The sequence below is a fragment of the Aeromonas bestiarum genome (assembly GCF_028751155.1).
GTDB lineage: Bacteria > Pseudomonadota > Gammaproteobacteria > Enterobacterales > Aeromonadaceae > Aeromonas > Aeromonas bestiarum.
On sequence record NZ_CP064746.1, the window covers coordinates 2282664 to 2300010 of the forward strand.

Annotated in this window: 16 protein-coding genes; 10 read left to right on the forward strand and 6 right to left on the reverse strand. The window is 56.9% G+C overall.

The genetic code is table 11. The features are described 5' to 3' along the window. Window positions 1-12 precede the first annotated feature (12 nt). The 5 genes from IU367_RS10670 to IU367_RS10690 are packed head-to-tail and all read right to left on the reverse strand — an operon-like array spanning window position 13 to window position 1783. Window positions 13-465 (reverse strand): hypothetical protein, encoded by a 453-nt coding sequence (locus IU367_RS10670; protein ID WP_274454279.1) that lies wholly within the window; start codon window positions 463-465, stop codon window positions 13-15. Between the two features lie 49 nt (window positions 466-514). Continuing rightward, on the reverse strand, window positions 515-739 hold the full coding sequence (locus IU367_RS10675; RefSeq protein WP_005351998.1) for an Ogr/Delta-like zinc finger protein: 225 nt from the start codon (window positions 737-739) through the stop codon (window positions 515-517). A gap of 8 nt (window positions 740-747) precedes the next feature. Beyond that, window positions 748-1257 carry a phage regulatory CII family protein gene (locus tag IU367_RS10680; RefSeq protein ID WP_274454280.1) on the reverse strand — a complete coding sequence of 170 codons (510 nt, stop codon included), beginning with the start codon at window positions 1255-1257 and terminating at the stop codon, window positions 748-750. 37 nt (window positions 1258-1294) lie between these two features. Next, on the reverse strand, window positions 1295-1564 hold the full coding sequence (locus IU367_RS10685) for a DNA-binding protein (RefSeq protein WP_213387180.1): 270 nt from the start codon (window positions 1562-1564) through the stop codon (window positions 1295-1297). Between the two features lie 21 nt (window positions 1565-1585). After that, entirely contained in the window at window positions 1586-1783 is a 198-nt protein-coding gene (locus tag IU367_RS10690; RefSeq protein WP_201929702.1) for a Cro/CI family transcriptional regulator, read from the reverse strand. Window positions 1784-1903: 120 nt separating this feature from the next. Between IU367_RS10690 and IU367_RS10695 the strand changes: the two genes are divergently transcribed. Next, on the forward strand, window positions 1904-2602 hold the full coding sequence (locus IU367_RS10695; RefSeq protein WP_274454281.1) for a LexA family protein: 699 nt from the start codon (window positions 1904-1906) through the stop codon (window positions 2600-2602). 101 nt (window positions 2603-2703) lie between these two features. After that, entirely contained in the window at window positions 2704-3579 is an 876-nt protein-coding gene (locus IU367_RS10700; RefSeq protein WP_274454282.1) for a BRCT domain-containing protein, read from the forward strand. A gap of 124 nt (window positions 3580-3703) precedes the next feature. Here the strand turns inward: IU367_RS10700 and IU367_RS10705 are convergent, their stop codons facing one another. Next, window positions 3704-5008 (reverse strand): hypothetical protein, encoded by a 1305-nt coding sequence (locus IU367_RS10705; RefSeq protein WP_274454283.1) that lies wholly within the window; start codon window positions 5006-5008, stop codon window positions 3704-3706. 522 nt (window positions 5009-5530) lie between these two features. Between IU367_RS10705 and IU367_RS10710 the strand changes: the two genes are divergently transcribed. The 8 genes from IU367_RS10710 (at window position 5531) to cobB (ending at window position 17345) form a co-directional block, all read left to right on the forward strand. After that, entirely contained in the window at window positions 5531-6517 is a 987-nt protein-coding gene (locus IU367_RS10710; RefSeq protein WP_274454284.1) for a phage integrase, read from the forward strand. 423 nt (window positions 6518-6940) lie between these two features. After that, window positions 6941-7924, forward strand: coding sequence for a phenylalanine--tRNA ligase subunit alpha (gene pheS, locus IU367_RS10715; RefSeq protein WP_042866463.1), 984 nt, complete (start codon window positions 6941-6943; stop codon window positions 7922-7924). A 12-nt stretch (window positions 7925-7936) separates the two neighbouring features. Continuing rightward, the gene (pheT, locus tag IU367_RS10720) at window positions 7937-10324 is read left to right on the forward strand and encodes a phenylalanine--tRNA ligase subunit beta (protein ID WP_274454286.1); all 2388 of its coding nucleotides are present in this window, start codon (window positions 7937-7939) and stop codon (window positions 10322-10324) included. A 3-nt stretch (window positions 10325-10327) separates the two neighbouring features. After that, window positions 10328-10624, forward strand: coding sequence for an integration host factor subunit alpha (ihfA, locus tag IU367_RS10725; RefSeq protein WP_005300715.1), 297 nt, complete (start codon window positions 10328-10330; stop codon window positions 10622-10624). Window positions 10625-10660: 36 nt separating this feature from the next. Then, window positions 10661-14629 (forward strand): ATP-binding protein, encoded by a 3969-nt coding sequence (locus IU367_RS10730; protein WP_274454287.1) that lies wholly within the window; start codon window positions 10661-10663, stop codon window positions 14627-14629. A 1-nt stretch (window position 14630) separates the two neighbouring features. Continuing rightward, the gene (locus tag IU367_RS10735; RefSeq protein WP_274454289.1) at window positions 14631-15878 is read left to right on the forward strand and encodes a response regulator; all 1248 of its coding nucleotides are present in this window, start codon (window positions 14631-14633) and stop codon (window positions 15876-15878) included. A gap of 3 nt (window positions 15879-15881) precedes the next feature. Further along, window positions 15882-16481, forward strand: a complete 600-nt coding sequence (locus IU367_RS10740) for a GNAT family N-acetyltransferase (RefSeq protein ID WP_274454290.1) — start codon at window positions 15882-15884, stop codon at window positions 16479-16481. Between the two features lie 90 nt (window positions 16482-16571). Beyond that, window positions 16572-17345, forward strand: a complete 774-nt coding sequence (gene cobB, locus IU367_RS10745; protein WP_043135373.1) for a Sir2 family NAD+-dependent deacetylase — start codon at window positions 16572-16574, stop codon at window positions 17343-17345. The last annotated feature ends 2 nt before the right edge of the window (window positions 17346-17347 follow it).

Genomic DNA, 17347 nt, shown 5'->3' on the forward strand with positions numbered 1-17347 from the left:
TAAGCGGGCTTTTTAGTGCCCGATAGGTCGCGGGCCTTCTTGGCCAATCTGGCCAGCGACATGCACCGCATGATCCAGTTGCTGGCGTTTGGCCTGTTCTCTCTTCTTCCGCTCGGCCAGTTCTGCCGGCGTCACCTTCACCGATGGGTGCCACACTTTTGGATCGCACCCGCTGTGAAACAGCGACTGATAATCCAGCGCAATCACCGCAAGGCGGATCGCCTCACGCTGCTGATAGGGCAGGGCAGAGAGGGTCGCCATCATCAGCGAATCCCATGGCTGGCGGGCGATGGTGCAAATGGCGACTCGCTTGGTCTTGGGCGCATTAAGCCAATCACCGTCGAGGTTTGAACCCGCCCGGTTGAGGTGCTCCCGCAACAGCGCAATGCCTGCGGTATTCATCAACACCTGCTCCTCGGCGGTCAGACCGGCGATGTTGCGGGACTCTGGTTGGGTGTGTTGCATGCTGGTTTCTCCTTCACCTGTGCGCAGAATTTGGCGGCCAGTGAGGGGGTCACTGGGCCACCTCTTTCACCCTGCGCGGGACAATGGGCAGCACAATGGCCGGATTGGGCATGGCACTAGGGCTGATGGTTGCGATGATTTCGAACCCCGCCTTGAAGGTGTGGCCGCAATCCACATTGCTGCATTGATAAGTGGCGATGCCGCAAAGCGGGCTCATCCGGATGGATGTGCGAGTGCTGGCGCGGGCACCACAGTGGGGGCAAATCAGTCTCATGGGTTCTCCTAAGCCCCGGCCGCCATGCGCGCCATATCCAGCGCACAAGACAGAGAGGGAATGGCTTGGTATTTGTGCTCGATCTCGGTGATCAGCAGGGCGAGGTTGCCCATGGCTGCCGTTGCAGCACCGACCAGTGCATTGCGCTGCCCCTTGGTGACGCGGCCGCTCTCCACCACTGTCAGCGCCTGCGCGCCGAGCCCTGCCACCTTGGCCGTGGTGTCAATCACCTGATGAGCCAGGCTCGGGCCCTTCTCCCGCTCGGGGATGGCCACGGCCGTCAAGCCACAGCAAAACAGGGCGCCATCGAACAGGGTTTCATCCCCCTCACTTGCCTGGGTAATGGCAATCAACTCAGCAACCGTCAGCTCGTGAGGTTGGTCGGGGTTTAACTTGTTGCGCAGGATCTGCGGATTCATGCCCGTTAGTTGGGCGATCTCGGCCATGTTGTGACTGGCCGCAAAGCGTTGGCATGCGCTGATCCAGTGCGGATGTTTGTTGGGGCTATCCGTAAACATGTGAAGTTCTCCTTGACCCGTTATGGTGTCTGTAGGTTCACGCGAGCGTCATGGTGACGTAGCGCTCAGCCTGATAACGGGCTTTCAGGAACAGGGCGTAAAGATTGACCTCGCGAGGTGCGCCCGGGCCGTCTTGCAAAATGGGCAACTGGCCGCGGTCGGCACGCTTTTTAACGGCTCCAATCGTCAAGCCTTGGCGCTTGGCGTACTCCTCTAGGCTTTCGCTGACCCGATCACCAAACGGGTAATCAAGCGGTAGTTGGCTCACATCACTGGGGATGCGGATAGGTTTGATTCGAGTAGTCATGATGAATCCTTCTTAGGGGGTTCAAACACAAGGGGTGGGTTGTTGCGGGGTGCTGCGCGAGTCGGCCTTTAACTTTCCGCCGGTGAGTACCTCGATCTGGTAGGCGCGGCCTTTGGGGATGGTGTTATCCCATTTGCTAACCGCTACATGGGAGATCCCAAGAGCCTTGGCTGTTGCCGTTACGGTGCCAAAGTGCTCTAAGACAGTACTTTTCTGCATTATTTCGCCCTCTCTTTCTGTTACCTAAGTGTCGGTTTAATTGAAAGGTAACTTATGGGTCGGGTTCAAATCAAGCTGTTTCGTTGCTTTAGTTACGTCACCGAGTGGTAACTTAGGTTTATGGAAACAATCAATGACCGTATTGCAGCACGCAGGCGTGCGCAGAAAATGAGCCAAGATGAGCTTGCAAGGCGCATCGGGATTACTCGTGTCTCAATTAGCAAGTGGGAATCTGGACTTAACCAGCCGAAAGGCCGCTATCTCAATGACTTGGCGGCAGCGCTGGGGGTAACCGTTGAGTGGCTATTGACGGGGGAGGGGAGTGCTCCTGAATCATCAGGGGAGCCACGGATACCTGGTTATCACAACGTCGAACCAGCAGTGATTTATCAGGGTAAACGGATCCCGATTCTGAGCTATGTTCAAGCGGGCAACTGGCGCGAGATGTGCGAGCAAGCCACTGCCTTCGATGGCAATGTCGAATATGTATCGGCAGGTGGCGAGATCGGCCCCTACGGATTTGGCCTGTGGTTACGTGGTGACTCCATGGTGCCGTTATTCAAGGAAGGGGATCTCATCATCGTTGATCCTGATGAGTCACCCCAGCCAGGGGATTACGTCGTGGCCAAGAACGGCAGCGACGAGGCCACATTCAAGAAGTACCGGCCCCGCGGCATTGATGAGAACGGCCAAGAGGTGTTTGAACTGGTCCCCCTCAATGATGATTACCCCACCATGCACTCCGACCGACAACACATACAGATCATCGGTGTGATGGTAGAACACAGATCTTATAGAAAAAGACAAACAGGGCGCTAATGCGCTCTGTTTTTGTATTCGTTGCCAGCTTATAGCCACGCCAAGACGAAAATAACATTGGACGACATGCTTGAGCGGTAGAGACGTTTTAGGGAGAAAACATGCCAGAGTTCAATGATGTGCCAATGTCATTTGGTTACAAGCGCAATAAGCAAAAAGCTTTGATCAGCCTCCACGGTATCTTGAGCGGTCTAACTGCCGATCAACGCCTTAATGACACTGAAATACTCTTTATGGCCACTTGGTTGAAATCGGATTCCGAGTTCAAAAAAGATGGCGATTTCCTCGATATTCAAGATCTCATCCATGACGTTCTCGAAGACGGTGTCATCACTTCAGATGAAAAAGAAGATCTGCTGAACCTGCTCAATGATGTGTTGCAATACAACGAAATTGAGCACGACAACATGGATGCGTTAGTCAACATGTTGCTTGGTTTTCTGCAAGGCATCAGTGCCGATAGCAACATCGTAGAACAAGAAGTGATGGCACTTAGCTCGTTACTGCTCAAGCATCGTGACCTTCTAGCCTCATGGCCGGGTAGCCTGCTGTTCAATCGCCTCAACGATATTCTGGCTGATGGCAAGATCGATGACGAGGAGCGTAAAGACCTGCTGGAATTGGTCAAACAGATCTCAGGTCAGCGCTTTACTGAATCTGGCCTCGCAGCGGGAATGGCTACCGAGTTCTTTGCCGATGGCAATGTGATTAGCATACAAGGCAAAACCGTCTGCTTTACAGGTAAGTTCCTCTCTGATACTCGCCATAATCTTGAGCAACAAGCAAAACTGCTCGGTGCAGATCCAGTAAAAGCGATTACCAAAAAGGTCAATGTGCTGATAGTTGGCAGTCTTGCTAGTCGAGATTGGATGTTCACCAGCCACGGCCGCAAGATTGAGGCTGCGATCAAAGCCAAGGAAGAAGGGCAGGATATCCAGATCATAAATGAAGAAGACTGGGTTCGGATTGCCTTATAAAAACCTGAGATATTATTCGCATTAATGAGTTACAATAATTGCATGGCCAGACAGTTATGTCTGGCCATTTTAATAAAAAAGTGATAACCAACCTTAAATTATCAGTACTCACTGAATGTGATATTTATTTTTGATTGATCCAGTCATGAGTCATTTTAAATGGGACTTGACTATTGTTTGTCCAGGTAGACCAGCGAGTATACTCATTGAAATCTTCAATGGAAGAACCATCAGCTTCATCAGTTAGCATGTAATCTTCATCATTCAAGGTTATTTTATTATACCCAAGAATTGTATTAATCTTCTCAGGGTTTTCACCATATAAAGTTGTACTGAAAACACTGTAAATTACACTAGGGACTTTTGGTAAAAATAAACTATAGCTTACATCATTATATGAATAACGATGCTCTCCTTCACCAAGAACTTGCCATATTTCATATGGAAAGCTTTTGAAGTATGAGGCAGATGAAAGATCTGGGTTGTCCTGTATCCATTGGTTTACAGATACTTCACTTGGATGCCCCTTGAAAATAAGGTTGTATTTTTCAAAGTCAATTAATGATTCTAGTTTTTTGAGTATTTCTATCTGGTTTGTTTTAGATGTATTGATTTCGTTTCTGGTATAACTACCAATGAGAACGATGCTATCTTTATCTTTATCGAATGAAGATTTATTTTCAATGAAAATATCATTGCTGGTTATTGAATTGCTAATTGCTCCAGTGTAAATAGCGGCAGACAAAAGCCCTTCATCTGTTTTTAATGCATGGATTTTTTTAGCCATATCGTCAAAGCTGAAAAATTCGTAGCCAACGCCATTGGCTGGAAGCCTTGCAATCTGAGCGCCAGAGTTAAGAAGAATATTCTCGTTAATGCTATCCCAAATAACTAGCTTTACGTTTTTAACGCCGTTATCTTTCGCTTTTTTTGCGAAAGATATTACACCATCTACTACACTACTCGATGCATTTAATAAAGATGTACCCTCTGGTACAATATATATTGAATCAAGTTGTTTGAATGCTTCATTAGTTAGTAAAGCTCCGCTCGAAACCTGTATAATGCCCAGATATAAATTACTTTTTAGTTCGCTATTAGAGTTGTTGATCACTAAGTCACTTATTTTGTTATAATCATTTTCGACTCCAATTACTTTGTATGAGTTACCATTTATGGAGCGATATTCATAAGGCTGTGATTCTACCCCCATTGCTAGTATTGTTTGTGATACATCACTAGAAAATGCACTGGAAAGCATAAATGCTTTACCAAAGTGACCATCACTTGATGCATAGATGTTTATTGTATTTTTAGGGGCCGAAACGTCAGGTCCAGAAGTATCTGGATTAGATGTGTCAGTACCATTACTGTCACCACACCCACCCAAAATAAAACAAATTAGTAGCAATATATATTTAAAGTTCATTCTTCATCCAATATTTATAGCTGGTATTTAAATCTCTGGTGGCAATGCCATCAAGAATGAGATGTTTTTTTGAACTGAACATCATACGTTATTAATCGTTGATGGTCAAATTATAGGTCGACAGGTTGTTAATTGTGAATTGATATCTAAATATCCTAAATGAAATTTTTTCATTGAAGATGAAAATATTTACAGTCACTCCTGTTAATGACATGTAATGAGTTGTGATGTTAGTTTGGAAAATTGTCGTATGATATGAGTAAATATTTGTTATCGCCTTGCTTAAGGCATTTTATATATATTATCAATTATTAAGGTGACTACAGTTCTCTCTTAATAGAACCCTTCTCCTATATTATGTATGCGCCCCCCTCAATTAAACACTGTTAGCAATCATCAATAACTGTATAAAATGACAGTGCTTTGATGGAGGGTTGTGGGTATGCAAAAGCAGAGATTGGGATTCGTGTCACTGTATGGCCTCTGGATGATGGAGAACCCTTTCATATATAAGGAGGGGCGATGAGCATCAAGTCCATTCCCGAGGGCTACCTAGTCGATATCCGTCCGCAGGGGAGGGAAGGCAAGCGGATCCGCAAGCGCTTCAAGACCAAGTCCGAGGCCCAGCAGTTCGAACGCTGGGTGATCGCCACCGGACATAATAAAGAGTGGGTTGATCGCCCAGCAGATAACCGCCCGCTCTCTGAGCTGATCGAACTCTGGTGGCGCTACCACGGCCAGACCCTGAAAGCAGGGGAGGCGGTGCGAAAGAAACTCCACAATATCGATGCCGCGTTGCGCCACCCGTTGGCAAGGCAGGTGACGCGGGCGCTGTTCTCTGAATATCGGGCGCAGCGACTGAACGCTGGCCGACAGCCTAAAACGGTGAACCGTGAGCAGGAGATGCTGGGTGGGGTGTTTTCGGTGCTCATTGAGCTCGGTCATTACCACAATGATCATCCGCTTAAGGAGATGAAGAAGGTCAAGCTGGTCGAGCGGTCGATGGGGTACCTGACCCAGGAAGAGATTGGCGATGTGCTGGCTGCTCTATCGGAGGATAACCTGAAGGTGGTCAGACTCTGCCTGGCAACGGGGGCGCGTTGGAGTGAGGCGGCCAATCTGCGCCGCGAGGAGGTGCGGGCCCATCGGGTAACCTACATCAATACCAAGAATGGCAAGAACCGCACCGTGCCGATCTCGGCCGATCTGACGAAAGAGATAACGAATGGGGTAAATCGGGGCCCATTGTTCCGTGACCTCAACTATATGTTTGTGCGTGAGGTGATCAAGTCAGTGGCGCCGGATCTGCCTGCAGGGCAGGCGGTGCATGTGTTTCGGCACACTTTTGCATCACATTTCATGATGTCCGGGGGAAACATCCTCGCGCTGCAAAAAATTTTGGGTCATCACAACATTCAGCAGACCATGACCTATGCCCACTTTGCACCGGACTACCTGAGCGATGCTGTGCGCTTCAACCCGCTGGAAAATCCGCTGCCCACCCTATGACGAAGTGTCCACAAATTGCCCCAAACAGGGTCATCTGGGGTGACTAAGCGTCACCCCTTGTAGTCCCTAACTCATTGATTTGAGTCTAAGTTGTTGTTTTTATTAGGTATGTCAAGGCGGCTCAGGCCTCCTTTTTTGTTGTCCGTCTTTTGCTGCCCGTCATTTTTACATCCTGTTATTGCGCTCACCCATTGCTCTTCATCCCTGCAACATGCCTCCTTTATATGCCAACAAACCAGCATTCTTTACCCATATTTGATGAACGTAGAGGGCAGAGCTGGCTGCTTGCCTGATAACAAAATGATTTCTAGGGAGAAAAGCCGCCATAACTATGGTCAGCCAAGGGGCTTTTTTTGTATTATTCCCCTCTTGACCTTATTTAGCCTAACAGGCTCCTGTTTCGGGAGTGGTGACGAGGAAGACATGCAACAGCTTGAAGAAGTAGTCGGCCAGGCCAAGGCCGAGATTGAGGGCGTCAATGACGTTGCGACCCTCGACGAGATCCGGGTCAAATATCTGGGTAAAAAAGGCTTTTTTACCGAGCAGATGAAGACATTGGGCGCCTTGTCCGCCGAAGAGCGTCCCGCTGCGGGCGCCGTGATCAACCAGGCCAAGCAGCAGGTTCAGGATGCCCTGAACGCACGCCGTGATGCACTGGTGGAGCAGGAGCTGAACCAGAAGCTGGCTGCCGAGACCATCGACATCAGCCTGCCGGGCCGTCGTATCGAGAACGGTGGTCTGCACCCTGTGACTCGCACCGTCGAGCGCATCGAGCGGCTGTTTGGCGAGATGGGTTTCAAAGTGGAGCGTGGTCCCGAGATTGAAGATGGCTTCCACAACTTCGATGCGCTGAATATTCCGGCTCATCACCCGGCGCGTACCGATCACGATACCTTCTACTTCAATCCCGATCTGATGCTGCGTACTCACACCTCGGGTGTGCAGATCCGCACCATGCAGCAGCAACAGCCGCCAATTCGCATCATAGCGCCGGGCCGTGTCTATCGTAACGACTACGACATGACCCACACGCCTATGTTCCATCAGGTTGAAGGCCTGCTGGTTGACGAGCATGCCAGCTTTACCGAGCTGAAAGGGATACTGCACGACTTCCTGCGCAACTACTTCGAGGAAGATCTCACCATACGTTTCCGTCCTTCCTACTTCCCGTTCACCGAGCCGAGCGCCGAAGTGGATGTCATGGGCAAGAACGGCAAGTGGCTGGAAGTGCTGGGCTGCGGCATGGTGCACCCGAACGTGCTGCGTTCGGTCGGCATCGATCCGGAAAAATACTCCGGTTTTGCCTTCGGCATGGGCGTTGAGCGCCTGACCATGCTGCGTTACGGGGTCAATGACCTGCGTGCCTTCTTCGAAAACGATCTGCGCTTCCTCAAGCAGTTCAAGTAAGGGCGAGAGAACATGAAATTCAGTAAATCCTGGGTGATGGAGTGGGTCCGCACCGAGTTGAGTGACAACGCACTGGCCGAGCAGATCACCATGGCCGGTCTGGAAGTGGACGCCGTGGAAGCGGTGGCTGGCCAGTTCAACAACGTGGTGGTCGGTGAAGTGGTCGAGTGCGCCCAGCATCCGGACGCCGACAAGCTGCGAGTGACCAAGGTCAACGTGGGCGAGGCCGAGCTGCTGGACATCGTCTGTGGCGCGCCGAACTGCCGCCAGGGCCTGAAAGTGTGCGTGGCCAAAGTAGGGGCGACCCTGCCGGGTGATTTCACCATCAAGAAAGCCAAGCTGCGTGGCCAACCATCTCACGGCATGCTCTGCTCCTTCAGCGAGCTGGGTATCGAGGTGGAAGCGGACGGCATCATAGAGCTGCCGGCCGATGCCCCCATCGGCACTGACATTCGCGACTACCTCAATCTCAATGACGTGGCGATCGACGTGGATCTGACCCCGAACCGGGCCGATTGCCTCGGGATCGCAGGGCTTGCCCGCGAGATCGGCGTGCTCAACAGCGTCGACGTGGTCGAGCCGAGCTGGACGCCTGCCGCTGCCACCATAGACGCGACCTTCCCGATCCGGGTCGAGGCAAGCGCCGACTGCCCCCGTTATCTGGGCCGCGTCATCAAGGGGCTGAACCTGCAAGCCATGAGCCCGCTCTGGATGCAGGAGAAGCTGCGCCGTGGCGGTATTCGCTCCATCGACGCCATCGTCGACATCACCAACTTCCTGCTGCTGGAATACGGTCAGCCGATGCACGCCTTCGACCTGGCCAAGCTGGAAGGGGAACTGGTGGTGCGCCGTGCCAAGGCCGATGAGCCCATGACCCTGCTCGACGGCAACGAAGTGAAGCTCAAAGAGACCACGCTCGTCATCGCCGATGCCAAAGGTCCTGCCTGCATGGCCGGTATCTTCGGTGGCGATCGCACCGGCGTGTCCGAGTCCACCACAGACATCCTGTTGGAGTGCGCCTTCTTTGCACCGCTCTCCATCACGGGTCGTGCCCGTGCCTATGGTCTGCACACCGACTCCTCCCACCGATTCGAGCGCGGGGTCGATCCCGAGCTGCAAGCCAAGGTGATGGACAGAGCCACCCGTCTGCTGCTGGATATCTGCGGCGGCGAAGCGGGTCCGGTCATCGAGGTCAAATCCGATGCCCATCTGCCCAAGGCTGCCCCCATCAAACTGCGTCGCACCAAGCTCGACAAGGTGATCGGCATCAGCGTAGGCGATGCCCAGGTGGTCGAGATCCTGACCCGCCTCGGCATGCAGGTCACTGTGGATGCTGACGGCTGGACCGCGCTGGCGCCCTCCTGGCGTTTCGACATCGCCATCGAGGAAGACCTCATCGAGGAAGTGGCCCGCATCTACGGCTACAACAACATCCCGAACCTGAAACCCGCCGCCTCTCTGGCCATGGTTGAGCAGGCGGAAGGGCAGGTGACCCTCAAGCGGGTGCGCGACCTGCTGGTTGATCGCGGCTTCCAGGAAGCGATCACCTACAGCTTCGTCGATCCCAAAGCGCAGCAACTGCTCTATCCGCAGAGCGACGCCATCGTGCTGCCGAACCCGATTTCGGTCGAGATGTCCGCCATGCGGGTGTCGCTGTTCCCTGGCCTGGTACAGGCTGTGGTCTACAACCAGAACCGTCAGCAGGCGCGGGTGCGTCTGTTCGAGCAGGGCCTGCGTTTCATCAAGGACGAGAGTGCCGAAAACGGCATCCGTCAGGAGCCCATGCTGGCCGGCATCATCACCGGCAACCAGAGCGATGAGCACTGGGACATCAAGAACCGCGGTAGCGACTTCTTTGATTTGAAAGGGGATCTGGAAGCAGTACTGGATCTGACCGCCGAAGGGGCCAGCTTCAGCTTCGAGCGTACCGAGCACAGTGCCCTGCACCCGGGCCAGAGCGCAGCCATTTTGCGCAACGGCGTGGTCATCGGCCACATCGGCGTGATCCACCCGAGCCTCGAGAAGAAGCTGGGTCTCAAGAGCCGCGCCGTCATGTTTGAACTGGAGCTGGACAAGCTGACCCCTGCCAAGGTGCCGGTTGCAGCCGAGGTTTCTCGCTTCCCTGCCAACCGTCGTGACATTGCCGTGGTGGTCGACGTTGCGGTTCTGGCTGGCGATGTCCTCGCAGTAATTAAAAAAGTTGGCGGAAATCAGGTAGTTGGAATAAACTTGTTTGACGTATACCAGGGTGCTGGTATGGCAGAGGACAAGAAGAGCCTGGCCATCAGTCTTGTATTGCAAGACACCCAGCGCACTCTGGAGGAGAAAGAGATTGCCGAGACCGTAGACAATGTCGTGCGGGCCCTTGGTGAAGAGTTGAATGCATCCTTGAGGGATTGATCTATGGCGCTTACCAAAGCCGACATTGCAGAGCACCTGTTCACCCAGCTGGGGATGAGCAAGCGTGAAGCCAAAGATATGGTGGAAGCCTTCTTTGAGGAAATCAGACAGGCGCTTGAGCGTGGTGAACAAGTCAAGATTTCAGGCTTCGGTAACTTTGACCTTCGTGAGAAGAATCAGCGTCCTGGACGTAATCCCAAGACGGGCGAAGATATTCCTATCAGCGCCCGTCGGGTGGTGACCTTCCGGCCTGGCCAGAAACTCAAGGCCAGGGTAGAAAATGTTGAACCCAACGAGTGACAAAAAGCCAGGCAGCCGCCTGGCTTTTACTTTTGCATGATAAAAACCCGCCTTTTACTCACACTGTTGCTGGCCATGCCGGTGCAGGCCATGACCCTGCCTCTGTCGCCAGCTGCCCAGGCTTATGCCGACGCGCTCAAACCGCTGACCATCTGCTATCCGGCCCTGATCCGGCCGCCCTATCTCGAAGAGTCGGGGGGCTTGCTGATCGATCAGCTGGAGCGGCTGGCCGAGCAACTGCCGGTGCCACTGCTGCACGAAAAATTGCCAAACTGGTCCGCAGTGCAGCAGGGGCTGCTGGCAGGGCGCTGCGATCTCATCCCCTATGTCGGCCCCTCACTGCAGGCATTGCCGGGCATGGCCCTGAGCCGCGCCCTGCTGGAGGCCGAATCCGCCATCCTCTATCGCGGCGAGCTGGAACGCGCCACCTTTCTGGTGGCGCCCGTCTGGCAGGCGAGCGAGGCGCTCAAGTCGCTCTACCCCCATGCGACCCAGCTTGTCCTGACCGATGCCGACAACTGGTATGCGGCTTTGGTGGCCGGCAAGGGGACAGCCTATCTCGGTGATTACCTGCAACTGCGTTACCTGATGCGCGAATACCCGGATGAGGGGTTGCGGCTGCGCCGGCTGCGCAGCGATGAACTGGTGATCAGCTACCGCATTATGATGCGGGACAAGCCCGAGCTCAGGGAGTTGATCGATACGGCGATCCGCTACATGCCCCCCGGCAGCCTCTACAAGGATCTGGATCGCTATCTGGAACAGGGAGAGCAGGACATCAACCCGCTGCACTTCACCGATGAGGAGCAGGCCTGGCTGGTCGGTACCTCCCGCACCATCAAGCTGGTGGTGGATCCTGCGCTTATGCCCTATAGCGGCATCGACGGCAAGGGGCAGCTCAAGGGCTGGAGTGCCGATGTGCTGCGCCGGGTGAGCCTGCAGACCGGACTGAACTTCCATGTGGTGCCCGCCCGGGACAGGGAGGAGGCACTGGCCAAGCTGCGCAGTGGCGAGGCGGACATGATGGCAGGCCTGCTGGAGACCCCGGCCCTGACCCGAGAGTTCGACTTCACCCGCATCATGGTCGTGAGTCGTTACGCCCTGGTCAGCCGCAAGTCCCACTCGTTCGATCGGCTGGAGGCGCTCAAAGGGGAGGTGGTGGTGCCCGCCAGCCTCTATGACCCCGACATGCTGGCACGTTTCGGCCAGCATGGGTGGCGCAAGAGCGAGACGCTTGAGTCGGGCCTTGCACAGGTGCAGGCAGGCAAGGCCGATGCCATGCTGGCCGAGTTGTATCAGCTGCAGTATCCGCTGCGCAACAACCGGCTCGATGGCCTGGACATCAAGGAGTTGCCGATTCGCTTCGGGCTCGGCTTTGCCATAGGCTCCCGTAGCCCCAGACTGGCGGGGGTGATGGAACAGAGCCTGATGACCCTCACCGGCAGGCAGAACGATGAACTCAACCAGCGCTGGCGACAGCTGGTGCTGACCCAGCAGGCCGGCGTCAGTTACGGTATCTGGCTGGGATCCGTATTGCTGGCGCTGCTGATCAGCGCCGGCGTCATCTGGCTGATCTGGCGCTCCCGCCAGCAGCTGGCGCGGGAGGTGAGTCAGCGTCAGGAGATGGAGCAGACACTGGCGCTGGAGAGCCAGTTCAGGGAGTCTCTGTTCCAGGCGCTGCCGGTGCCTGTCTTCCTGCGGGACAATCAGGGGGAGATCATCAAGCGCAACAAGCAGGCCAAACGGCTGGAGGCCCGTTATCTGGCCGAGCTCAGCCTGCCATCGTCCCAGGTGCAGGGTGCGGAAGGAACCTTGTCCCTCGGAGATCAGGTGTTCTCCTACGCCCAGATCCCGCTGCAACTGGGCAAGCAGACACAGGCCGGGGATCTGATCGCGCTGTCCGATATCAGCGCCCTGCGCGAGCGCACCCGCTTGCTGCGCCAGGCCGAGCGTCGCCTGCGTGCCCTCACCAATACGGTGCCCGGGGTCGTCATTCAGTTCATCCTGCAGCAGGGCGGTACAGCGCAGGTCGAGTTCATCAGCCGCGGCAGTTACGAGCTGCTGGGGCTGGCCAGCCAGCAGATCCGCCGCGATCCCGACAGCGCACTCAGCCGGCTGCTGCATCAGGACAGACGTGAGATGCGGATGCCCATGCTGGCCATGTTGCAGGCGGGGCAGCCCTTCTCCTACGCGCTGCGCTATGCCCACCCGGACAAGGGGACGCGGTGGCTGCAGTTCTATGGTCGGGGTCGCAGCCAGCCGGAAGGGGGGTGGCGCGTTTACGGTGTGGTGCAGGATGTGACCGCCCGAGTCGAGCAGGAGCATGCCTTGCAGGCTTCCCATGAGCGGGCCGAGCAGGCCGTGCTGGCCAAGGGGCGCTTTCTCGCGGCGGTGAGCCACGAGATCCGTACCCCCATGAATGCCATACTGGGGCTGCTGGAGTGGCTCGATCACACCCCACTGTCGGCGGAGCAGCGCTCTGCGCTCTCCCATGTCAGACAGGCGGGGGACGAGCTGCTCGGCCTGCTCAACGATGTGCTCGATTTCAGTCGCAACGAGAACCGGCAGTTGGCGCTCTCCCCCCAGCCGACCGATCTGGTGGATTTGTGCGAGCATGTGGCGGCGGTGCACTGGTCCAAGGCCCGTTCCAAGCGGTTGCAACTGCGGCTGGATATCGATCATCGCCTGCCCGCACAGGTGGAGCTGGATCCCCACAGGGTGCAGCAGGTGCTGCATAACCTGCTCGCCAACGCCATCAAGTTCAGCCCCGTCGGTGAGGTGGTGTTGTGGGCCCGTCGTGAAGGTAACCGCCTGCTGTGCGGTGTGGATGATGAAGGGCCCGGCATCAGTAGCGATCTGCTGCCTCGCCTGTTCCTGCCCTTCGAGCAGGGAGGAGAGGAGGGCCAGCCTAGGGCTCAGGGCACAGGACTGGGGCTGGCCATCAGCCGTCAGCTGATGGAGCAGATGGGCGGCGAGATCCGGGTCGAGCCGCGTCCCCTCGGGGGCAGCCGCTTCACCTGCACCTTGCCGTTGGTGCTGCTGCACGAGGCGCCGCGCTGGCAACCGAGAGTGACCAGCGTCAACATCCAGTTGAACGATACGGAGCGTGCCTATCTCATGCCCTGGCTTGGCGAGCTTGGCCTGAACGAGGATCCCGCCGGTCCCCTGCTGCGCGCCGCCGAAGATGAACAGGGCCTGCGTTACTGGGACTGGCAGGGCGAGCCCTGGGTGCCAGGCGCTGTGGTCAGCCTGTTGCAGCCCAGGCTGGTGTCCTCTGCCGAGGAGGCGATGAGCCTGCCGGGACAGGGGATGCGGGTGCTGCTGGTCGAAGATCACGAGGTGAATCGGGTGTTGATCAGCATGCAACTGACCCAGCTGGGGGCCCAGGTACTGAGTGCGGCCAATGGCCAGCTGGCGCTCGACATCTTGCAGCACGAGACGGTGGATCTGGTGTTGACCGATCTGCAGATGCCGGTGATGGATGGAGCCCAGCTGTGTCAGCAGTTGCGTGATTCGGCGCGCTGGCAGCATCTGCCGGCCTACGTGATCACCGCCGATCTCAGCGAGCAGGCGGCGCAGCGACTGGCCAGCTGCGGTTGCCGGGGACATCTGGACAAGCCCCTGCTGCTTAAGGATCTGGCCAACTTGCTGCGCAGCCTGCCGACCTCAGCTGACACACTCACCTCGCAGCCCAAGGCACCAGAGGAGAGCCTGGCGCCGGAATGGCTGGACCAGATGCTGCCGCTGCTGAGCGCTGAGCTTGTCACCCTCTATCTGGAGGCCACTCGCCAGGATCTGGCCGACATTGAGCACTGCATCACACAAGGGGATGAGATGGCGCTCGATGCGGCTTTACACAAGGTGAAGGGGGCCGCCAAAATGGTGGGGGCCACCCCGCTTATCCAGGTGATCGAGCAGTGGCAACGGGATCCACGGCAACCCCTGATATCCCCGCTGCGGCACGCTCTGGATGAAGTGTGCCGGCGATTGGGTGAGAGAGTCTGACATGATCATCACAGATGAAGAGTTATTGGCGTTGCTGGATCCGGCAGAGACGCAAGAGCGTTTCTTCCATCCCGTGACCATCTATGCGCTGGATGGGGTCGCCTATCGGGCGGCCCAGGCGGTCAGCCTGCCCGAATTTGCGACCCTGCGCCGCACCAGGCCCGATGCCTGCTGGCACTGGGAGGGGTTGTTTGCCGCCGGTGCCATTGCCCTGTTTGATCCGGCCTCGCACGCTGGCGCCGACTATCTGCCGCAACTGATGGCGCAGGGGGAGGGCATCTATCGGCTCTCGGATGACTGGCTGTCTGGTGTGCATGGCCGTTACCAGCAGTGGCAACACTGGCTGGCCGGGATGCGGATCTTGTTGCTGGAGGACCACCCTTTTCAGGGGGCCCACATTCAGCAGGAGATCCAGGGATTGGGGCTCTCCTGTCAATGGGTGCAGGATGGCAATGCCTGTATCCAGGCGCTGGCTGAGGGGAAGGTCACACTGCTCATCAGCGATCTCAGTCTGGTGGAGCAGGATGCCATCAGCTTGTTGATGAGCCAGCCCCAGTACCAGCAGAGCGGCCTGCCCATCATATTGCTGTCGGCGCACGATCAGACCCTGATAGACGGTGCCCGGCGCCTGCTGCATGACGCCGGTTTCAACGTGGTGGCAGCCCTGGCCAAGCCCCTGTTGACCGACGATCTGCTGCGCTTGCTCAAGGTGCTTTATCTGGGGCCCCAGCGGCAACAGCGGCTCAGTGGCCAGCGCCGCACCATTCGTACCTGGCAGGGGGAGGAGAAGGGGCTGCTGGGGCTTATCTCGGATCCCCCCTCCAGGCTGCCCGTCTGGCTGGCGGTGACCGGCTTGCCACCACGCTGGGAGCTGGTGCGGGAGTGGTTGGGCAGGCAGGGGCGAGACGCCGGCGAGCTGACCCTGGTCATTCACCGTCGCGACCACCTGCTCAGTCAGGCGGAGCGGTTTGCCCTGGTGTTGCAGGCCAGTCTGGCCGGCGCCAGGCTCGCCTTGCTGCTCGACAGCGATCAGCACATGCCATTCGATCTGCTGGAGCGGATGCCCTTGCAGCACCTGCTGCTGGGGCAGAGCCTGCTGCCCGGGCTGGAGGCCATGACGCCGGACTCCCTGCTGGGGCGCTTCATCAACCGGGCCAGGGAGCTTGGCATCGCCCTCTATCTGGATGATCCCTTCAACCTGCTCGATAACGAGTTGTGGCGCGATCGCGGCATGACGGGGCGCTGGTAACCCGTGCCTCGCTATCTCTGCTGGCCTCCCGACGAGGCGCGCTTGCGCCGCAGCCTGGCCGGCTGGCTGCACCCCACCTCGCGGGCATCCTTGCCGCTGATGATGGAAGTGGGGGGCGTCCCCTGCCGGCTGCAAGAGCTGGCGGGGGCCGATCCCGAATCTATCAAGGCGGCTTATGAGGCGTTGAGCGAGCAGAGCATTTACTTGCGCTTCATGCGGGCCAAGCAGTCCCCCACCGCCGATCAGCTCGCCTTCTTTCTCGATTACCCCAGAGCATCCCAGATAGGCTTGCTGCTCACAGATGGTCTGGGGCGGCCGCTGGCCCAGGCCCAGTCCATCCGGCGGCGGCTGCACCCGGATCGGGCCGAGTTCTCCTGCCTGGTGGCGGATCACTTTCAGCACAGGGGGGCGGGGCGGCGTATCCTGCTGGCACTGGCGCTGCTGGCGCGCGCCGAAGGCATCCGCGAGTGGACGGCCGAGGTGCTGGCCCAGAATCGCCCCATGCTGGCACTCCTGCGCGGGCTGGGGTTGCCGCTCACCCTGGTGACGGGGCGGGAGCTGGTGTTTGTCCGGCTTGATCTGAGCGTGCTCGATACCCTGTGACGGGGGTATCCTCATAAGACCAAGGGCGAATAGGCCTGTTTTTCACCCTGTGCTAAGGTCAGCCTTGTATGCGGACAGAGGGAATCCATCATGGTGCAGTCAGCTAAACACATCGTCATCCTTACCGGCGCCGGGATCTCTGCCGAATCCGGCATCAAGACCTTCCGGGCCTGCGACGGTCTGTGGGAAGAGCACAGGGTGGAGGATGTGGCGACCCCGGAAGGGTACGCGCGGGATCCCGCCCTGGTGCAAGGCTTCTACAACTCGCGCCGCCATCAGCTGCAACAACCGCAGATCCACCCCAACCCGGCCCACTATGCGCTGGCTCGCCTCGAACGCCTGCTGCCGGGCACAGTCACCCTGGTGACCCAGAATATCGACAACCTGCACGAGTGTGCGGGCAGCAAGAACCTCATCCACATGCACGGGGAGCTGCTCAAGGCCCGCTGTCCCGAGTCGGGCCAGGTGATCGAGTGGCGCGGCGATCTGCATCAGGATGAGCTCTGCTCCTGCTGCCAGTTTCCCCAGCCATTGCGCCCACATGTAGTCTGGTTTGGCGAGATGCCGCTGGGGCTGGATCGCATCTACGGCGCACTGGCCCAGTGTGACCTCTTCATCTCCATCGGTACCTCGGGTGCCGTCTATCCCGCCGCCGGTTTCGTGCATGAGGCCGGGTTGAACGGTGCCCATACCATAGAGCTCAATCTGGAACCGAGCGAGGTGGGCAGCCAGTTTGACGAGAAACGGTACGGGCCTGCCTCCCTGCTGGTGCCCGCCTTCGTTGACGAGTTGCTGCAACGTTGCGGTGTGCATCAACCCAAACAGATAGACGGTCACAACTGGATGGAGATGCGCGGATCCTGAGC